This is a genomic window from Legionella sp. 39-23, from assembly GCF_001897665.1.
Lineage (GTDB): Bacteria > Pseudomonadota > Gammaproteobacteria > Legionellales > Legionellaceae > Legionella > Legionella steelei.
The window spans coordinates 158,497-175,771 of record NZ_MKTO01000038.1 but is presented as its reverse complement, the minus strand read 5'-3'; the positions used below and the strand labels follow the sequence as shown (position 1 = coordinate 175,771).

Here is a 17,275-nt window from a genome sequence, read left to right as displayed (position 1 = left end):
CTGCTTCAGACTGAGCTTCGCTGTTTTGTTGATCTTTGTTTTGTTGATCTTTGTTTTGTTGATCTTTGTTTTGCTGATCTTTGTTTTGTTGATCTTTGTTTTGCTGATCTTTGTTTTGCTGATCTTTGTTTTGCTGATCTTTGTTTTGTTGATCTTTGTTTTGCTGATCTTTGTTTTGCTGATCTTTGTTTTGTTGATCTTTGTTTTGTTGATCTTTGTTTTGCTGATCTTTGTTTTGTTGATCTTTGTTTTGTTGATCTTTGTTTTGCTGATCTTTGTTTTGCTGATCTTTGTTTTGCTGATCTTTGTTTTGCTGATCTTTGTTTTGTTGATCTTTGTTTTGTTGATCTTTGTTTTGTTGATCTTTGTTTTGTTGATCTTTGTTTTGGTTCTGTTCTTTATCTTTCTTCAAAAGATCTTCGACTAACTTACGATTATAAAGCGCATCCTGATTTTTGGGATTGAGTGCCAATGCCTTGTTGTAGGCTTTAATTGCTTCTTCATATTGTCCCATATGCGCTAAAGCATTGCCTTGGTTATAATAGCCTTGTTCATTGTTTAATTCTTGATACAACGCGGCAGCTTTTTGGTAATCTCCGTCACGATATGCCGCCGTCGCAGCCCAAGCACTACCCGTAAATGTTTCCTTGGCTTGTTTGAATTGATTTTTTGACATTAAGTCTCGTCCTTGCTGATCCGGTGTTGACCATAGGTCTTGCCAATTAAAAGCATGAGTGTTTAAAGGCAAAAATGAAATGAATAAAAGAATAAAGTAACGCATCATACAGCCATCCTCTGTATCCAACCACGTCGAAATACAGGCAAAAGCATCAGCAACGCGGGGATTAAAAACCAACGTCCTTCATCACGCCAAAGTGGTATGTCTTCGTCTTTACTTAAAGCAAATTGTTGATTATTACTTGCATTAAGCCATTGATCTAAGTCGGTTGCGTCTGGAGTATATTGTACCAATTGTCCTTCACCTGCATCGGCAAAACGACCAAACAGTGGATTGAGATTCTTATCCGCTTTAACTGGCATAATCGAAGAGTAAATGCCTGAATCAGCTAATTTTTTTGCCAGGGCAATTGCAGCATCCGAAGGAGTATCGGCAGTTAATACCAAAATTTGTCCTTGGTTATAACCTGCTTGTTTGATTAAGTTGCTGGCTTCGCTCAAGGCACTATCAAGATTTTGTCCCGTTACAGGCATGACATCTGGAGTGAGAGAGGAAAGTAAGGAGGAAATAGTTTGCCCATCATCAGTAAGTGGCGAAACCACAAAAGGTTCACTGGTAAAGGCCACAAGACCAAATTGGCCTACATCTTTATGCGCAAATAAATCATGCAACTTGAATTTTGCGCGACTTAGTCGATTGGGTGATAAATCGTTAGCCATCATATTGTCTGACATATCTAAAACTAAAACTCTGGGTTGTATTGGTTTGTAGGTTGCTACGGGGAGTTTATACCAGGCAGGACCCGCGATGCTCACAATCATAAATAGAATACTTATAAACAGACAGAGCATAGAGCTCATGCGTCGTCCTTGTCCTTTTTTTTGCAGGAGATGGCTGAGTAGATGAGAATCGCAAATTTCTGACCAGGCATGTAATTGAGGTTTTTGTCGCCATAAAACCACAATCAATCCTAATAAAGGTAAAATCATTAAAAACCACCAAGGCCTTAAAAAATGAAAATCTGCGATCATGATTTTAATGCCTCCTGAGCGGCTGCTACTGAGCGTACTTTCATGGTCAGATTTGTTTTTCTAATCAGCCAAGAGAAACAAAGTAGTAAGGCTGCACCAATAAACCATGGATAATATTCTTTTTGCGGACGAACAGTTTCTTGTTCCTGGGTTACTGCTTCTAATTTGTTAATTGTTTTATAGATAGAATGTAATGTTTTAGTATCTGTAGCACGGAAATAACGGCCTCCAGTCATGTCCGACATTTTTTGTAGAGTCTCCTCATCCAAATCGGCAGAAGCATTTTGCATTATAAAATCACCAACTAAGGCTCTTGATTCTGCTTCAGATCCTAAGCCAATGGTATAGATCTTAATTCCTTCATCTTTAGCTAATTCTGCTGCTTTTAGCGGCGCAAGGACGCCTGAATTATTTGCTCCATCCGTCAATAAAATAAGAATTCTTCCTTCTTTAGGTACATCATCCAAGCGTTTTACCGCAAGGCCAACGGCATCGCCAATGGATGTAGTTCTCCCTGCAAGCCCTGCTGTGGCATCTTCTAGGCGTAAAAGAATGGTCTGTCGGTCATAAGTGAGTGGTGTTTGTAAGTAGGCGTGTGTTCCGAAAAGAATCAGACCAATTTTGTCTCCAGAACGATCGCGTACAAATTGCTCAGCAGCACTTTTTACTACACTTAAACGACTTGCCGGGCGTCCATGCAGGAGCATATCGGGGATTTCCATACTGGCAGATAAATCTAAAGCCAACATGATGTTAAACCCTTCACGGGCAATGGGTTTGGGGGCGCCAATCCAGCGTGGTCCTGCTAAAGCAACTACCAATAATAACCACACTATAGCCGGAATGATTAGCGAATATTGTGCAGAAACAGAACGTTTTTCTTGATCCGCTATAGGGAGCATCGCTGCAAAGAACGGTACTTTTAATGCAGAGGGCAATTGTACTTTGGCTCTAGGGATTAAAAACCAGAAGATCAAGGGCAAAGGTAAAAGTACTAAAATCCAAGGATTGACTAATTCGAACATGGCACCCTCCTTTGTTTAATCCAACGTTGTGCGGTGTTGAACAAGGGGTTGAGATCCATAGTTTCCCCTGTTTTAAAGGGGGCATCTAACAACATGTCTTTTACCAAATTAAAATCAATTCCTTTGCCGGTTTCATTTAAAAAGTGCAACCATTCTTCTCCATGTAAACTGGCAACGCGCTCTCTTGGATAATAGGCAAGGGCAACTCGACGTAATAATTCTGAAATATGTGCACTGGTTAAGGAGCTATTCTGTTCTTTTTCATAGTGTTTTTGGTAGTCATGTAACAACAGCAACGCTTGTTTCTTTGCCAAAGCATGACGATGTCTTTTATAAGCACCGTAAGCGAGCATGATTATTAAAAATAAAACAAATGCAAGCAAAATGTACCAACCAGGGGCCAATGGCCACCACCCAATAGGCGGCGGAAGATGTATGTCTTTTAACTGGGCCAAGGGAGCTGTGTTAGCCACGCGACCTCCTAGGAAACGTTTGCCGCACCAACTGTGCTAAATCAATATCTGCGGTGACCTGCACATACTGAATGCATAAGCGCCGCAATTGATTTTGCAAGCGATCGATGCGTTGCTGACAATACTGCTCATAAGCCGTGCTCACCGAACGTAGGCTGGTATCGAGTATTATTTCTTGCTGTCCATTGGTTATCGCGTATTGCTGTGGCTTTGGTGGTGCAAGTTCCACGCGATCACAAATATGATAGGCCAGAATGTCATTATGATAACGTAACCGATTTAAATGTTTTTCACATTCACTGTCCATAGAGTAAAAGTCGCTGATTAGAACGAGGATACTTCCGGGTCTCACAACGCGTCGTAAGCGAGCCAAGGCATCACTAAGTAGCTTTGGTTTGGCTTCTCTTTGTTCTTCGGACTGATCCGTATATCGGCTTAGGGACGCTAACAAGGGCAGTACCCCCATATCACGACTGCGGGGAGTAAATTCGCTGTGATCGGTCGCTGAGTAAAATACACCGCCCACTCTATCGCCTTCCTTGATTACGGTCCAGGCAAGAAGTGCCGCTAATCGGGCGGCAACCACTGATTTAAACGCAATGCGTGTACCAAAAATCATTGACGGATTAAAGTCAGTGAGAAGGACTACTGGTCGTTCACGTTCTTCCTGATAAATTTTGACATGAGGTCTACCGGTGCGCGCAGTGACGCGCCACTCCATATGACGTATTTCATCACCTGCCTGATAATTTCTTACTTCAGCAAAATCCATTCCACGGCCACGTAATTTGGATAAATGATTGCCGGATCGTATTGCTTTACCTTCAGGGTGATAATGAACCGATTGTACATAACGCCTCAAGTCAATCAATTCATTTAATTGTGCAATAACGCCATTAGCCATAAAAACCTCGTATACCTCATATGCTGTGTAGGATAGATAGAGCTTAACTCACCCATATCGCAGCCTGGGTGAAGGCACATGCCATAACCCGGGGAATCTGCAGAAAAACCCGGATTACGCTGTGCTTCACCCAGGCTACAACTACGGAACAGCAACTAAACGTAATAAGGAGTCAATAAAATCATCGCTACTGATTCCTTCCGCCTCAGCTTCAAAACTTAATAAAATTCGATGGCGTAATACATCATGAGCAATGACGTGGATGTCGTCTGGAGTGACATAATCTCTTCCGGAAAGCCAAGCATGAGCTTTAGAACAGCGATCTAAGGCAATCGTAGCACGAGGGCTGGCGCCAAAACGCAACCAACGACCTAATTCTTCGCTGTATACGCCAGGATTGCGTGTTGCTACGACCAATTGCACCAGATAGTTCTCTAATGCTTCGCTTGTATGCACGTTAAGTACTTGTTTACGTGCCTCAAATAATGTTTTTTGCGATAATTTTTCCGATGCCAGTGGTTTGCTGGCCATTGTGGCACCTAAGGCTTCTTTGCGTGATAAGGCTAAAATATCATGCTCTACTTTAGCATCAGGATAACTAATTTTTACATACATTAAAAATCGGTCTAATTGAGCCTCAGGTAAGGGATAAGTGCCTTCTTGCTCAATTGGGTTTTGTGTTGCCATAACTAAAAATAATTCAGGCAGAGGATAGGTTTTGCCTCCTATAGTAACCTGCCTTTCTGCCATTGCTTCAAGTAAAGCTGATTGTACTTTTGCTGGGGCGCGGTTAATTTCATCGGCTAAAAGCAAATGATGAAATATGGGGCCTGGTTGAAATACAAATGAACCATTTTGTGGATGATATACATCAGTACCCGTTAAATCGCCCGGCAATAAATCAGGTGTAAATTGGATGCGGTGAAAATTACCTTCGACTCCATCAGACAATTCTTTAACTGCTCTGGTTTTTGCTAACCCAGGCGCACCTTCTACCAGTAAATGGCCATCAGCAAGCAAAGCAATGAGTAAACGTGAAATTAATCCATTCTGACCTAAAATTCGCGAATTTAAGCGATGACTTAGCTGTAATATTTGGTGCTGCACAGCATTTCCAGTCTTATTGTCTTCTACCTGCTCCATAGTTTCTACCTTAATATAAGTAACACTAAATAGAATAAAATAAAGAGAACTTATCCTAGCGTGAATTGTGTGTGATGCCAAGTACCATGAATGGTTGGTTGTTTAATGTTTGTGCATTTTTATCTAAAGATGCTGCCTCATTGTAGCCTGGGTGAAGCGAAGCGCAACCCGGGTCGAGAAATTTTATTCATATCCAGAGAACTCGGGTTACGCTTCGCTTCACCCAGGCTACATGATTATTGCTGATAATCGGGTTGCAGTTCTAATGGCATCAATGTTTGTAACTTTTGATAAAGAGAAAGAATTTCTTCACAAAAGACATGCAGTTGTTGCTGATTTTCCCATAAATCGTAATCCGTTCCTTTAAGAAAAACCTGTTGCTTTGCTAGGGTTTTAAATAAAACGAGCTCTTGCCGAGAAAAGCCCAGATGGCTATTTAATTCAACCAACTCCATAAGTTTCTTATGCTCTTTCACTGGACGATGATCGTGTAAACAGTATGCTTTTAATGTCAGTTGAAAGGCTTGGTACATTAGCGAAGTCACTGGGGTTAATACGGTAAGTGGATCAGCCTGTCGAAATGTCCAATCTGTGATTTGTTGTAATAGATAATCAGCAGCATAGGCATGTTGTGTTGCGATATTGAGCATTTCTAACGGGGATAAGTAGCGTTTGTCCATAAAGCTTTTCCTATTTGATTCAGTACCTTGGGCTTGTGCAGCAAGTTTAAACTGCTTTTTCTAGGTTTAAGTATGTTAAAATAGGTCCTCATTATATCCATGAAATAAATTGATGCACGCTTTTATTAACAGTTCGTTGAAAATAGGCTCTCTGACGCTACCCAATCGGCTAATTCAAGGTCCTTTGGCAGGTTATAGTTGTGCGCCATTCAGAACTTTATTCAATCGATATCTGACACCTGCATATTGCGTTACGGAAATGAGTTCTGCAACCGATATCCTCCATAAACACAGTACTAATTCACGTTATATTTATCGAGCGCCGCAGGAACAGATTCTTGCATATCAAATTGCAGGCACAGAACCATACATATTGGCGCAAGCCGCCCAACGATTACAGTTCAATGGGGCGGATATTATTGATATTAATTGTGGCTGCCCTAAACCTAAAATACGTAAAAAAGGTGCGGGAAGTGCCTTGCTTGAGGCTCCCGAACAATTGGTACGAATTATTCAGGAAGTACGTGCGGCCATTACCATCCCTTTAACTATAAAAATTCGTATCCAAGGCAATGAACAGGATCTTTTACTGGCAAAAAAAATCGAAGAGGCGGGTGCAGATGCTTTGATTGTGCATGGCCGACGTTGGATTGATGATTATGATGTCGCTGCTGATCTGCAGCAAATCGCACAAATCAAACAAAACATGACTATTCCAGTGATTGCTAATGGTGATATTCATGATGTTGCCAGTTTACAAAGAGCCGTAGAGTTAAGTGGTTGTGACGCGTACATGATATCGCGTGCGGGAAGTGGTAAGCCTTGGCTTTATCAGGAGTTATTGCAGCAGCGGGGTGTTCCTGTAAGTGTCACGGAAAAAATCTGCTTGTTTATGACCCATTTGCAAGGATTGGCTAGTCTGGAAGATGAATATAAGGCAGTTTTGCAAAGCAAATCTTTGATTCGTTACTATTTTGGTACATGGCTTGATGAGTCACTATTAAATCGATTTTATCAATTGGGTTCTTTAGTTGGAATTGATAGTTTTTTGCAATCTATATCTTAAATAAACCATAATTAATTACCCCAATCTTGGTATATCTACAAACAAGGTAGGCTGGGTTGTTAAGCCTAGTATGTCTTAATGGGAAAATGCTGGGCTTAACAGCCAAGCCTACTTATTTTTTACCTACATCTACAGGTGGGGCGGAGCGAAAAGCAATTTAAGTTTAAATGAGATCGCTATAATCTTGGTTATAAATAACGAGATGTTGTAATCGCGCCACTACTTTTTTAGCCCCTTGCGGATCGCCGTTTTGAAAACGAAGTTTGGCCAGATAATTGAGGTAAAGCTCTATATATTTTGGGGGAATTGGATAATGAAGACCAGTCTCCAAAACTTCCTGAGCGGACTGTAGCTTATGTTGCTCGACTAAAAATCGAGCAAAAGTAAGTCGCGCCAAACAAAAATGCGGATTATTTTTTAGTGCTTTAAGAAAATATTCTTTTGCTTCCTGTGGGTTATCAAAGACCAAGCTTTGTAACAAGGCCATTTGAAAATATGAATGAGCGAAGTATGGGTTCATTGCGATGGCTTGATTAATAGCCGCTACTGTTTTTGCTGTCCAGTCATACCGTTGACGCTCCGATGGCGTGTGCTGGAGCAATTGCAGGTAAGCATCAATTTGCAGGCTTTGAACTTCAACAAATTGAAATGATTTCAATGCATAATTACTGTAATTAACCGCTTTCCGAAATTGTTTTTCCTGCAGTGCCGCTTCAGTTTTGCCAATATAGTGTTCTAGGGTTAAAAAACGAACAAAGTAACTGCTTACGAGCAGGAGAAATACAATTAGGCTACATTGTAGAATCCAAAAACTTTTACCAGACGGTATTGAATAAACTCTGATGCAGCCTTCTTGTTTAAAGAAGTAATAAAGGTACCCCAAGCAACATCCCATGAGGAGATTTATGGGAAATACATAGAAATTAAAATCGATCACACTATGGCAAACCAGTGCACTTAATGCCGCAAAGCACGCCATACCCTGAATCCCGGCAATAGGATTTTTATTTTGATGGCTTAAGTAGCGTTTTAAATAGACGATACACGTCACCATCACTCCAAGCAGGATAACAACACCTGGAACTCCTGTTTCAATCAACAACTGTAAAAAGTCATTATGCGCATATTCGAGATTGGAACCATCACCCGCTAAACTGAACGCAGGGTAGTACTGTTTAAAATTGAAAATACCAAGCCCATACCAGGGGGTTACTTGCCATAAGTGCCACGCACCTTGCCAAATAACAAGGCGTGATTTCTCATGCGCTAGTAAATCCAGCCGATGTTGGATGGCAGGTTGCGCCAAGAGATACAAGGTACATAAAGCCAAAACCAGAACAGCAGATAGTTGATAAATATTTTTTATTTTTATTGTATGGCGACACAAAGCGACTTCTAGCAAAGCAAAGAAAATAAAACAAAGAATTACACCACGGCTTAAGGCTGCAAACAAAGCAAGGGTGATGATGTAAATACTGATTAGAAGCAAAGTATTATCAATTGTTTTTTGTGTTTTAGATTGATTTATTTCAATGAGTTGAGGATGATTTAATGTAAAGAATTTTCCTATTAGTAATAGATTAACTGTCATTAAAAAGGCTGCAGCAGTATTTTTGCTTGCAAAAAATCCAGCAGGCATTTCATTTTTACCCCAGAGCTGAATCAAGGCATAGGCGGCACAAACCAAAGCCAATACCCACAATAATCGGAGCAAATTTTGCCATAACCATTCAGTGCGAAGATTTTGAGCCACTAAAAAAAAACCAAATATCCACGCAGAGCATTGGAAGATGCCGAAAAAAGCAGTATTGGGCACCCAGCTCAATAGCGGAAGGAGTATTATCCAGACAAGCCAGAGAATCAGCCAAAACGCTATTGTGGTGCATTGAATTAATTTGGCAGACCAATGGAGGGAAATAGAACCAATTAGTGCAACAAGCATTATGCTGTAGCTGAGCAGTAAAATTGAATAATCGCTTGTGCCTTTAAACAAAAACGATGCAACCAGAAGCAGAAAAAACAAGACTCCCATTTGCTTATGAATAGACGACGTAATAGGTCGCCCCCTACTTACATGCTGCAGCATGTAAGTAATGAGGAGGGGTTATTGTCATCATGAGTATTTTTTAACATCCAGAAACCCATTTTGCCGTGATAAAAGGACCATCTAAAGAGAAATCATTCTGAGTGACTACGGTTGCAGGATTAGAGTTTCCTCCTGGAGGTAGAAGAAACATATCAAAATAATGTTGCCACATCCAACCGGCCATTAAACTAAACTGTCCTTTGTGTGTATTCCATTGATAACTGGCCCCTAATTTTGCTTCCACTTCGGGGACGACATGGACCCCTTTGGCATTCGCGCTGAACGAAGTAACATTACTTCCGCTTATGTTTGCTCCAGATAATTTTGCCTTTCTTTCTCCAAGGAGGATGGCTGTGGCGCTTTGCGCAAATACAGCAAAACTATTGTTTAGCTTATGAGCCATATCTATCCCAATGCGAGGACCTGCACCCTGGAATTTAGTATGAGATACTGATTCTTGAAAAAGAATATCGCCCGGTTCGCCAACGATTTCTTCAAAATTAGATTCAGCACGTTTAATCTTGGCGTTGACATATTGTCCACCGCCATAAAAACGAATATTTGTTGTATTCCCGAAGTAGCTGGTTTGTGCTAATTCAAGATTGACTGCATCAAAATTAGTATCAAACCTCAAATTCATCGAGTTATTGATATCTGGTCTGTCTGGGTCTGCATTAATTAAGGTAATCACGCTACTCGAGCGGTTCCCTTGGAAGTGCAACCAATTTATATTAAGGTCATTACCAGTGTTAAAATGATAGCCACCTTCTAGTAAAAAACCCCAATCCCAAGGGGATTTAATGTTCTTAAACGTGTTAGTAGATGTGCCGTCAGCTGCGATATTATTTATAGTCAATGTAGGATTTAGTAGGGGGGAATTGGTATTCGGCTGTAAATATAAAGCACTAATGCCTATCTCCCATGCATTACATGGACAGGGAACAGTGACATCGGGGTTACAAGAAGGTTTTATGATCCCCATGGCACCAGCATGTACCATACTGATATTGAAGGTAACAAATAAAAAGGTAGCTATTTTCTTCATGAATTTACTCATCCGTCCTTATTGATCTTGTCTATTATTCAATAAGTTTTTTCATTAAGCAATTAGATAAGCGTTATTTAGTCCGCATTGTAGTCAGGGTGTGGGCGAGACCATAACCCGGGTTTATAGGTTTCCCTTCATCCAGGGCTACAATCGATTAGCCGAGCAAACTTCTTCCGCCGTCTACTTTGAGTATTTGTCCTGTAATAAAGGGGTTTTCCGCTAAAGCTAAAATGGCCTGGGCAATGTATTCAGGATTACCGTGCTTTTTTAATGGGGTTTTCGCAATAATTTTTTCTTGTAGTTCTGGGGGCAACGTATTGTTGTGCTCAGGCCAGGCAATTGCTCCTGGAGCAACTGCATTGACCCGGATTTCAGGAGCAAACTCGCGTGCTAAACTTTTTGTTTGCATTTCCAAAGCTGATTTGCTTTGGCAATAGACGGAGTACTCTTTCAGTGGCTTTTCTGCATGGGTATCGGTTACATTGATAATTGCTCCCGATTGCTTGGCTAATAATGGACGAGCTGCAAGGCTTAGTAAAAAAGGTGCTTTAACATGGATGTCAAAAAGCGCATACCAATCTGTTTCCGCAAAGGTCGTAAATTCTGTACGGATGAAAACAGAGGCATTATTGACTAATAAATCCAACTGTCCCGCCCAATCTTGCACTGCCGTCATAATTTCTTCCGCGGCACATGGTGCGGTTAAATCTCTTTGCACTACAAAGGCACTGTTTGCTCGTTGGCTATTTAAGTGGGCAGCAAGAGAATGGGCTTCTGACAATGAATGATGGCAATGAATGACTACTTTATATCCTGTTGCATGTAGTTTTTTTACAATAGCCGCGCCAATTCGGCGCGAACTGCCAGTGATTAAGGCAACTTTTGCTTCTTGTTTGTTTGGCGGATTCAATGTATGGTTCCTATTCTTTAGATATTCTGGGTTACCTACTGCTACTCACAGTGAGAGGAACAAGGCGAGGACGTCTCCTCATCCGCTCTGACAGGCACCATCTCCCTGTGTGGGGGATGGGAGAATTAAGCTCTTGGCAGGAGTTTTTTACCCAGGTTGTATCTGCAATTTTTTTAAGTAATTAACTATGAGTATAATACACACCCTACACGCATTACTGAATGAACGTCAGGCTATCCCTTTTGTAGAATTCATGCAACTTGCATTGTACGCTCCTGGTGAAGGATATTACAGTTCTGGGTTGCAAAAACTAGGGAAGCATGGTGATTTTATTACTGCTCCTGAGTTAACCCCTTTATTTGGTAAAACGTTGGCAAATCAATGCTTGCAAGTCCTTAAGGAACTGGAGTCTCCCGTTGTATTCGAATTTGGTGCAGGCTCTGGCGCACTTTGTGTGGCGGTATTAGAACATCTAGAAGAGCATAACTCTTTGCCAGTGGCTTATTATATTTTGGAGGTCAGTGCGAATTTACAGCATCGCCAACGTGAACTTATCGCACAGAAAATTCCTCATTTAGCCCATTTAGTTACCTGGCTTGATCGTTGGCCGGAGGTTCCTTTTAATGGAGTAGTTCTGGCTAATGAAGTTCTGGATGCGATGCCTGTCCATCGGTTCATGAAAACAGAAGACGGTATTATGGAAAGTTATGTTGCTTTGAATGAGCAGCAGCAACTCAGCGAACGATTCAAGCCCTGTCATAATCAACGGTTACTGGATTATGTACAGGAGCGATTATCGTTACCTGATGTACCTTATCTTTCTGAGGTGAATCTTTTTATTGATGATTGGATCTTGAATACGTATCAGATGTTAAAGCAGGGCGTGGTCTTTTTAATTGATTATGGATTTCCGCGCCATGAATATTATCATCCAGATCGCAATCAAGGGACTTTAATGTGCCATTATCAACATCATAGCCATCCCGATCCTTTATTACATCCGGGAGAACAAGACATTACTGCACATGTGGATTTTACGCACGTGGCAGAAGCCGGGCAACAAGCAGGGTTTCATATTGCTGGTTTTACGAACCAGGCCTCTTTTTTGCTGGCGAACGGTTTGCTAAGCTTATTGAATTCAGCAGATAATGAGTTGGTGCAAGTACAAGCAAAACAAGCGATAAAACAGCTTACCCTTCCCAGTGAAATGGGGGAGTTATTTAAAGTCATTGCATTAAGTAAGGATGTAGAAATTTCTCTAAACGGATTTTTATTAAATGATAAACGAGTGAGTTTATGAATATAAAAAAATACCTGACAACAGTAGAATTACAAAAAGAGTCCATGAAATTTTCTGCTGGTCACACGACTATTTTCTCTGCAACTGAAAGAGAGCCATTACATGGCCATATGTATGGCGTTTATTTGGCACTCACGACTTGGGTTGAAGAAAATGGGATGACTTTTGACTATCGCTATTACAAAGAACGTATCCATAAATTATGCCGTCATTTGAATCAAACTTTTCTGATGCCGCAATTTTCTCCTTTTCTGGAATATGCTGAGGATAAAGAATATTATTATTTTACGTTTAACCACAAAAAAATTCCATTTCTTAAAGAAGATGTAACTTTATTGCCAGTAACCAATATTACCGTTGAAGAGTTATCACGTTGGTTTGTTAATGAACTGATTAAAGATAAGGCAGAGTTGGACAGGCATCGTATTGAACAAGTTCTGGTTAAGGTTTTTTCGGCTCCGGGACAATCAGCCAGCCATCAATGGCAAAGAGTGCATGAATAAGAACGGTCGTGAGCATTCTATTGGGACAATTCCGTGACCATATCTGCAGACACATCTTCAGAGCTAATCCATGATGAACGTTCCCAGGAGCTTGGGAAAACGGTCTATCAAGTGTGCATTCCGCATACTCATCGGGATTGTTTTGATTATGTCGCTGATGGTTTAAACCCCTGTACAGGCGCTCGAGTTTGGGTGCCTTTTCGCAAGCAAACCCGTTTGGGGGTAATAATTGGCGCAAGCAACTCGGCGCAGGATGTCACTTGCCTAAAAAGTATCAGCGAGGTCATTGATAAGTATTCTTTAATCGATACAGACATGTTAGCTTTATGCTTATGGATTGCCAATTATTATCAATCGCCTTTGTCTGAAGTATTGCCTCTGGCTTTACCTAAAAAATATCGATTGGGGGAGCTCTGCCAATTACCTATGGGTGATTTTTATCAACTGGCATTACCAGTTGAAGAAGCCAAAAAGCGCATCCCCGCCCGTGCGCGTAAGCAACTGGAACTTATCGAATTCTTAAACTCCCAAAACGAACCAGTTGCCAAACAGCGTTTGACAGCGCAAGGATTTAATTCCACACAACTGTGCAATTTACTTGCTACAGAGGTTATTTCTTTGTCCCAGCAAATCAAGTTGCCAGAAAAAGAAGAGACGGCATTGTCGCCTCCCTTAGCACTTAATCCGGAACAAGCAGTGGCTGTGGCGGCAATTACCGATGCATTGCATCAATATCAGTGCTTTTTATTGCAAGGGGTTACTGGCAGTGGCAAAACGGAAGTTTATTTGCATGTAATCGCGAAAATATTAGAGCAACAAAAACAAGTTTTGGTTTTAGTTCCTGAAATCGGCTTAACACCACAATTGGTCTCCCGCTTTACGGCACGTTTTAAACAGCCAATTGCCGTAATTCATTCCAGCTTGAATGAAACGGAGCGGCAAGTCGCATGGCAATTGGCTAAGGAAGGTAAGGTGCAGATGGTGATTGGCACTCGAGCTGCACTGTTCACGCCTATGCCCAATTTAGGCCTCATTGTCATTGATGAAGAACACGATGCGTCATTAAAGCAAATGGAAGGCGTGCGTTATTCCGCCCGAGATGCTGCGTTGATGCGGGCGCATTTGGCCAATATTCCCATTATTTTAGGTTCAGCAACCCCAAGCCTTGAAAGCATGCACAATGTGAAGCAAAAAAAATACACATTATTACGTCTGAACCATAAGGCACTCTCCACTACCCCTTTGCATTATCAACTGGTTGATTTACGGTCGCAAACATTGCAACATGGTTTGACAACAACCACATTACACGTCATTAAAGAGCATTTGCACAAAAAAAATCAGGTACTGGTATTCATCAATCGCCGCGGTTTTGCACCTGTTGTGTTATGTCATCAATGTGGTTGGATGGCTGACTGTCGTGCTTGTGACAGTCATTTAACGCTGCATAAACAGCTAGGGCAGATGATCTGCCATCATTGTGGACTGACCCAAAAGAAACCAGAGCGTTGCCGCAGTTGCCAAAGCATGGAATTGATCCCTGTTGGGGCCGGTACCCAGCGCATTCATGAATTTTTAAGTAGCTATTTTCCGAGTACTGAAGTAGTGCGCATTGATAGGGATGCGGTGCGTAAAAAGAATTCTTTAAATGAACATCTGCATAAAATTCATCAAGGCGAGGCACAGTTAATTGTGGGCACACAAATGTTAGCCAAAGGCCATCATTTCCCACGCCTGTCTTTAGTCGTTATTCTTGATGCAGATGCCGGACTTTATAATCAGGATTTTCGCGCTCTAGAGCATTTAGGACAATTATTAATGCAAGTTTCGGGGCGTGCAGGGCGTGCAGAGCAAGCTGGCCAGGTTTTGATTCAAACGCATGAACCCAATCATCCCTTGCTGAATTTATTGATTCAGCAAGGATATGATTCCTTTGCAGATGCATTATTAATGACACGTCAACACGCGCAACTGCCCCCTTTTCACTATTTGGCCATCATTAGAGCCCAAGGAAAAGTTGCGGGGAGTGTATTAAACTTCTTACATGCGGCTAAAGAACAAATGCTGGAGCATGCCATTACGGTGATGGGTCCTGCACCTGCTCCTCTGCCGCGTAAAGCCAATCAATATCGTATGCAATTATTACTTAAATCCTCGTCGCGGAGAAACTTAAAAAATGTTTTAACCCAATTACGCCAATGGCTTGCGGGAAATAAATTAAGTAATGGTGTCCGTTGGAATGTGGATGTGGATCCTATGGATTTATCTTGAAGGAGGTCGAGTGGTGACTGAGTCGAAAATCGAAATACATAAAAAGGTTTTTCCCATAGCTTGGGGCGATATGGATGCACTAGGGCATGTAAATAATGCACGTTATTTTGATTATTTTCAGGAAGCGCGTATTGAATGGTTACGAGAGCTCAATATTAGTATGGCCGGAAAAACTGGCCCTGTAGTTATTCATGTGGCATGTACTTTTTTAAAACCAGTTATTTATCCGGCGACCGTGACGCTGTGTTCCAAAATACATAGCCTGGGCAACTCCAGCATGATGATGGATCATGAGCTCTATCAGGATGAGGTCATGATGGCGCAAGGCAGTTGCAAAATTGTTTGGGTGGATTATACACAAAGTAAATCTGTACCTTTGCCTGAAAAAATCCGCAGTTATTTTAAATAGACCTCGAGCAAAATCCGAGGTGATGCAAGAGGTCTGATTCTAATAAAGTAATTAATGTAGCCTGGCTGCTTGCAGCCAGGATCCCCTCTTCCGCATATGGGAGAGGGTTCAATGAGATTTTTTTCTTAGCCTAGTGAATCTAGGTGCAAATAAGGCATTTAAACCGCGATGGGCGCTTTGATTGCAGGATGAGATTGATAGTTCACAAACTCAAAATCATCATAAACATATTCAAATAAGGATTGGGGTTTGCGTTTGATATTTAAAGACGCTAAAGGCAAGGGTTCTCTGCTTAATTGGGTACGGGCTTGTTCTAAGTGATTGAGATATAAGTGGCAATCTCCACCTGTCCATATAAAATCGCCTACTTTGAGATTACATTGCTGGGCAACCATATGGGTTAGCAGCGCATAAGAAGCAATATTAAACGGTACGCCTAAGAATACATCCGCAGAGCGTTGATATAATTGACAAGACAGGGTTCCGTCTGCCACATAAAATTGGAATAAAGCATGACAAGGCATTAAGGCCATTTGCTCCAGTTCGCCAACATTCCAGGCACTAACCAACAAACGGCGTGAGTCAGGATTGGTTTTGATTTGCTGCACAATATCGCTGAGTTGGTCAATTGTACGGCCATCTGCCGTTGGCCAATTGCGCCATTGTTTGCCATAAACAGGCCCTAAATCTCCATGACTGTCAGCCCATTCGTCCCAAATAGTAACCCCATTTTCATTTAAATAGGCAATATTGGTATCCCCTTTTAAAAACCACAGTAATTCATGCACAATACTGCGCATATGTAATTTTTTGGTCGTTATTAAAGGGAATCCTTGGCGTAAATCAAAGCGCATTTGATAGCCAAAAACCGATAGGGTCCCTGTTCCTGTCCGGTCTGTTTTTTGGGTGCCGTGCTGCAAAATATGTTCTAGCAAATTCAAATAAGTTTTCATCGTTTAAGCCACCATAACCAGAGTCCCAATAATAACATGGGAATAGATAAAATTTGTCCCATAGTCAACCATCCAAATGCAAGATAACCAAGCTGCGGATCAGGTTGTCGGAAAAACTCAGCAATGATACGACACACCGCGTATCCCATTAAAAAAACGGCGGATACTCGCCCAACAGGACGAGGTTTACGTGCATAGATCCAAACCAGAAGAAATAATCCAATTCCTTCCATACCAAATTCATACAACTCCGAAGGATGTCGCGGCTGATTATCAACATGGCTATATACCATCCCCCAAGGCATATCGGTCACCCGGCCCCATAATTCGCCATTTATAAAATTGCCGATACGTCCTGCACCTAAGCCTATGGGAACCAGTGGTGTAATAAAATCAGCGATTTCTAAGAATGATTTTTTACTTTTATGAGAAAAGTACCAGAGTGCAGCAGCAACCCCAAGTAAACCACCATGGAACGACATTCCTCCTTGCCAGATTTTAAATAAAGACAAGGGATCATGCAGTAAATCCGGGAAATTATAAAAAAGCATATAACCGATGCGCCCCCCAAGAATGACACCAAGGGCTGCGAAAAAGATCAAATCACTGATTTGTTCTGAAGTCCAATTCAGATGATAGTGTTTGTTACGCCAATGAGCGAGTAACCAGCCACTCACAAAACCAATCAAATACATTAAGCCGTACCAATGGACTTGTATTGGACCTAGTGAAAATGCGACAGGATTAATGTAGGGAAAGGTTAGCATATTTTTTTAAGTTCCTTTTTTATAACA

At 41.4% G+C, this 17,275-nt stretch carries 17 protein-coding genes; 6 read left to right on the top strand and 11 right to left on the bottom strand.

Annotation, left to right across the window (positions count from 1 at the left end; translation table 11 throughout):
* The gene (locus BGO44_RS18620; RefSeq protein WP_353743540.1) at positions 1–465 is read left to right on the top strand and encodes a pentapeptide repeat-containing protein; all 465 of its coding nucleotides are present in this window, start codon (positions 1–3) and stop codon (positions 463–465) included.
* Positions 466–780: 315 nt separating this feature from the next.
* On the opposite strand, the gene BGO44_RS14635 is transcribed toward BGO44_RS18620, so the two are convergent.
* The 6 genes from BGO44_RS14635 to BGO44_RS14610 form a co-directional block, all read right to left on the bottom strand.
* Entirely contained in the window at positions 781–1,710 is a 930-nt protein-coding gene (locus tag BGO44_RS14635) for a VWA domain-containing protein (RefSeq protein ID WP_273198727.1), read from the bottom strand.
* Positions 1,707–2,735, bottom strand: coding sequence for a VWA domain-containing protein (locus BGO44_RS14630; RefSeq protein WP_058511513.1), 1,029 nt, complete (start codon positions 2,733–2,735; stop codon positions 1,707–1,709). Before BGO44_RS14630 ends, BGO44_RS14635 begins: the two co-directional genes overlap by 4 nt.
* Complete coding sequence (locus BGO44_RS14625; RefSeq protein ID WP_273198729.1) at positions 2,723–3,208, bottom strand: DUF4381 domain-containing protein; 486 nt, start codon at positions 3,206–3,208, stop codon at positions 2,723–2,725. Before BGO44_RS14625 ends, BGO44_RS14630 begins: the two co-directional genes overlap by 13 nt.
* A complete protein-coding gene (locus BGO44_RS14620; protein ID WP_273198730.1) occupies positions 3,201–4,112 on the bottom strand; it encodes a DUF58 domain-containing protein in 912 nt (303 codons plus the stop codon). The genes BGO44_RS14625 and BGO44_RS14620 overlap by 8 nt, the downstream gene beginning before the upstream one ends.
* Positions 4,113–4,253: 141 nt before the next feature.
* A complete protein-coding gene (locus BGO44_RS14615) occupies positions 4,254–5,255 on the bottom strand; it encodes an AAA family ATPase (RefSeq protein WP_058511516.1) in 1,002 nt (333 codons plus the stop codon).
* Between the two features lie 236 nt (positions 5,256–5,491).
* Positions 5,492–5,935 carry a hypothetical protein gene (locus BGO44_RS14610; protein WP_273198732.1) on the bottom strand — a complete coding sequence of 148 codons (444 nt, stop codon included), beginning with the start codon at positions 5,933–5,935 and terminating at the stop codon, positions 5,492–5,494.
* A 112-nt stretch (positions 5,936–6,047) separates the two neighbouring features.
* Between BGO44_RS14610 and BGO44_RS14605 the strand changes: the two genes are divergently transcribed.
* The gene (locus tag BGO44_RS14605) at positions 6,048–7,001 is read left to right on the top strand and encodes a tRNA dihydrouridine synthase (RefSeq protein ID WP_273198734.1); all 954 of its coding nucleotides are present in this window, start codon (positions 6,048–6,050) and stop codon (positions 6,999–7,001) included.
* Between the two features lie 163 nt (positions 7,002–7,164).
* On the opposite strand, the gene BGO44_RS14600 is transcribed toward BGO44_RS14605, so the two are convergent.
* The 3 genes from BGO44_RS14600 to BGO44_RS14590 all read right to left on the bottom strand — a co-directional run bounded on the left by BGO44_RS14600 (position 7,165) and on the right by BGO44_RS14590 (position 11,045).
* Positions 7,165–8,754: an O-antigen ligase family protein gene (locus BGO44_RS14600; protein ID WP_273198735.1), complete on the bottom strand. Its 1,590-nt coding sequence runs from the start codon at positions 8,752–8,754 to the stop codon at positions 7,165–7,167.
* A 373-nt stretch (positions 8,755–9,127) separates the two neighbouring features.
* The gene (locus BGO44_RS14595; protein ID WP_058511519.1) at positions 9,128–10,132 is read right to left on the bottom strand and encodes an Lpg1974 family pore-forming outer membrane protein; all 1,005 of its coding nucleotides are present in this window, start codon (positions 10,130–10,132) and stop codon (positions 9,128–9,130) included.
* Positions 10,133–10,289: 157 nt separating this feature from the next.
* Positions 10,290–11,045, bottom strand: coding sequence for a pteridine reductase (locus BGO44_RS14590; RefSeq protein ID WP_273198736.1), 756 nt, complete (start codon positions 11,043–11,045; stop codon positions 10,290–10,292).
* A 187-nt stretch (positions 11,046–11,232) separates the two neighbouring features.
* Between BGO44_RS14590 and BGO44_RS14585 the strand changes: the two genes are divergently transcribed.
* The 4 genes from BGO44_RS14585 to BGO44_RS14570 all read left to right on the top strand — a co-directional run bounded on the left by BGO44_RS14585 (position 11,233) and on the right by BGO44_RS14570 (position 15,528).
* Positions 11,233–12,345: a class I SAM-dependent methyltransferase gene (locus tag BGO44_RS14585; protein ID WP_273198737.1), complete on the top strand. Its 1,113-nt coding sequence runs from the start codon at positions 11,233–11,235 to the stop codon at positions 12,343–12,345.
* Positions 12,342–12,848, top strand: a complete 507-nt coding sequence (locus BGO44_RS14580) for a 6-pyruvoyl trahydropterin synthase family protein (RefSeq protein ID WP_273198738.1) — start codon at positions 12,342–12,344, stop codon at positions 12,846–12,848. The genes BGO44_RS14585 and BGO44_RS14580 overlap by 4 nt, the downstream gene beginning before the upstream one ends.
* A 66-nt stretch (positions 12,849–12,914) precedes the next feature.
* The gene (locus tag BGO44_RS14575) at positions 12,915–15,119 is read left to right on the top strand and encodes a primosomal protein N' (protein ID WP_463673240.1); all 2,205 of its coding nucleotides are present in this window, start codon (positions 12,915–12,917) and stop codon (positions 15,117–15,119) included.
* Positions 15,094–15,528: an acyl-CoA thioesterase gene (locus BGO44_RS14570; protein ID WP_157070753.1), complete on the top strand. Its 435-nt coding sequence runs from the start codon at positions 15,094–15,096 to the stop codon at positions 15,526–15,528. Before BGO44_RS14575 ends, BGO44_RS14570 begins: the two co-directional genes overlap by 26 nt.
* 158 nt (positions 15,529–15,686) lie before the next feature.
* On the opposite strand, the gene thyA is transcribed toward BGO44_RS14570, so the two are convergent.
* Together thyA and lgt are read right to left on the bottom strand one after the other, a co-directional pair.
* Entirely contained in the window at positions 15,687–16,481 is a 795-nt protein-coding gene (thyA, locus tag BGO44_RS14565) for a thymidylate synthase (RefSeq protein WP_058511523.1), read from the bottom strand.
* Positions 16,478–17,248, bottom strand: a complete 771-nt coding sequence (lgt, locus tag BGO44_RS14560; protein WP_273198740.1) for a prolipoprotein diacylglyceryl transferase — start codon at positions 17,246–17,248, stop codon at positions 16,478–16,480. Before lgt ends, thyA begins: the two co-directional genes overlap by 4 nt.
* Between the last annotated feature and the right edge of the window lie 27 nt (positions 17,249–17,275).

Coding starts and splice junctions, on each gene's coding strand:
- BGO44_RS14635 (WP_273198727.1), bottom strand. CDS start 1,710: ATGATCGCAGATTTTCATTTTTTAAGGCCTTGGTGGTTTTTAATGATT.
- BGO44_RS14630 (WP_058511513.1), bottom strand. CDS start 2,735: ATGTTCGAATTAGTCAATCCTTGGATTTTAGTACTTTTACCTTTGCCC.
- BGO44_RS14620 (WP_273198730.1), bottom strand. CDS start 4,112: ATGGCTAATGGCGTTATTGCACAATTAAATGAATTGATTGACTTGAGG.
- BGO44_RS14615 (WP_058511516.1), bottom strand. CDS start 5,255: ATGGAGCAGGTAGAAGACAATAAGACTGGAAATGCTGTGCAGCACCAA.
- BGO44_RS14610 (WP_273198732.1), bottom strand. CDS start 5,935: ATGGACAAACGCTACTTATCCCCGTTAGAAATGCTCAATATCGCAACA.
- BGO44_RS14605 (WP_273198734.1), top strand. CDS start 6,048: ATGCACGCTTTTATTAACAGTTCGTTGAAAATAGGCTCTCTGACGCTA.
- BGO44_RS14595 (WP_058511519.1), bottom strand. CDS start 10,132: ATGAAGAAAATAGCTACCTTTTTATTTGTTACCTTCAATATCAGTATG.
- BGO44_RS14585 (WP_273198737.1), top strand. CDS start 11,233: ATGAGTATAATACACACCCTACACGCATTACTGAATGAACGTCAGGCT.
- BGO44_RS14580 (WP_273198738.1), top strand. CDS start 12,342: ATGAATATAAAAAAATACCTGACAACAGTAGAATTACAAAAAGAGTCC.
- BGO44_RS14570 (WP_157070753.1), top strand. CDS start 15,094: ATGTGGATCCTATGGATTTATCTTGAAGGAGGTCGAGTGGTGACTGAG.
- thyA (WP_058511523.1), bottom strand. CDS start 16,481: ATGAAAACTTATTTGAATTTGCTAGAACATATTTTGCAGCACGGCACC.
- lgt (WP_273198740.1), bottom strand. CDS start 17,248: ATGCTAACCTTTCCCTACATTAATCCTGTCGCATTTTCACTAGGTCCA.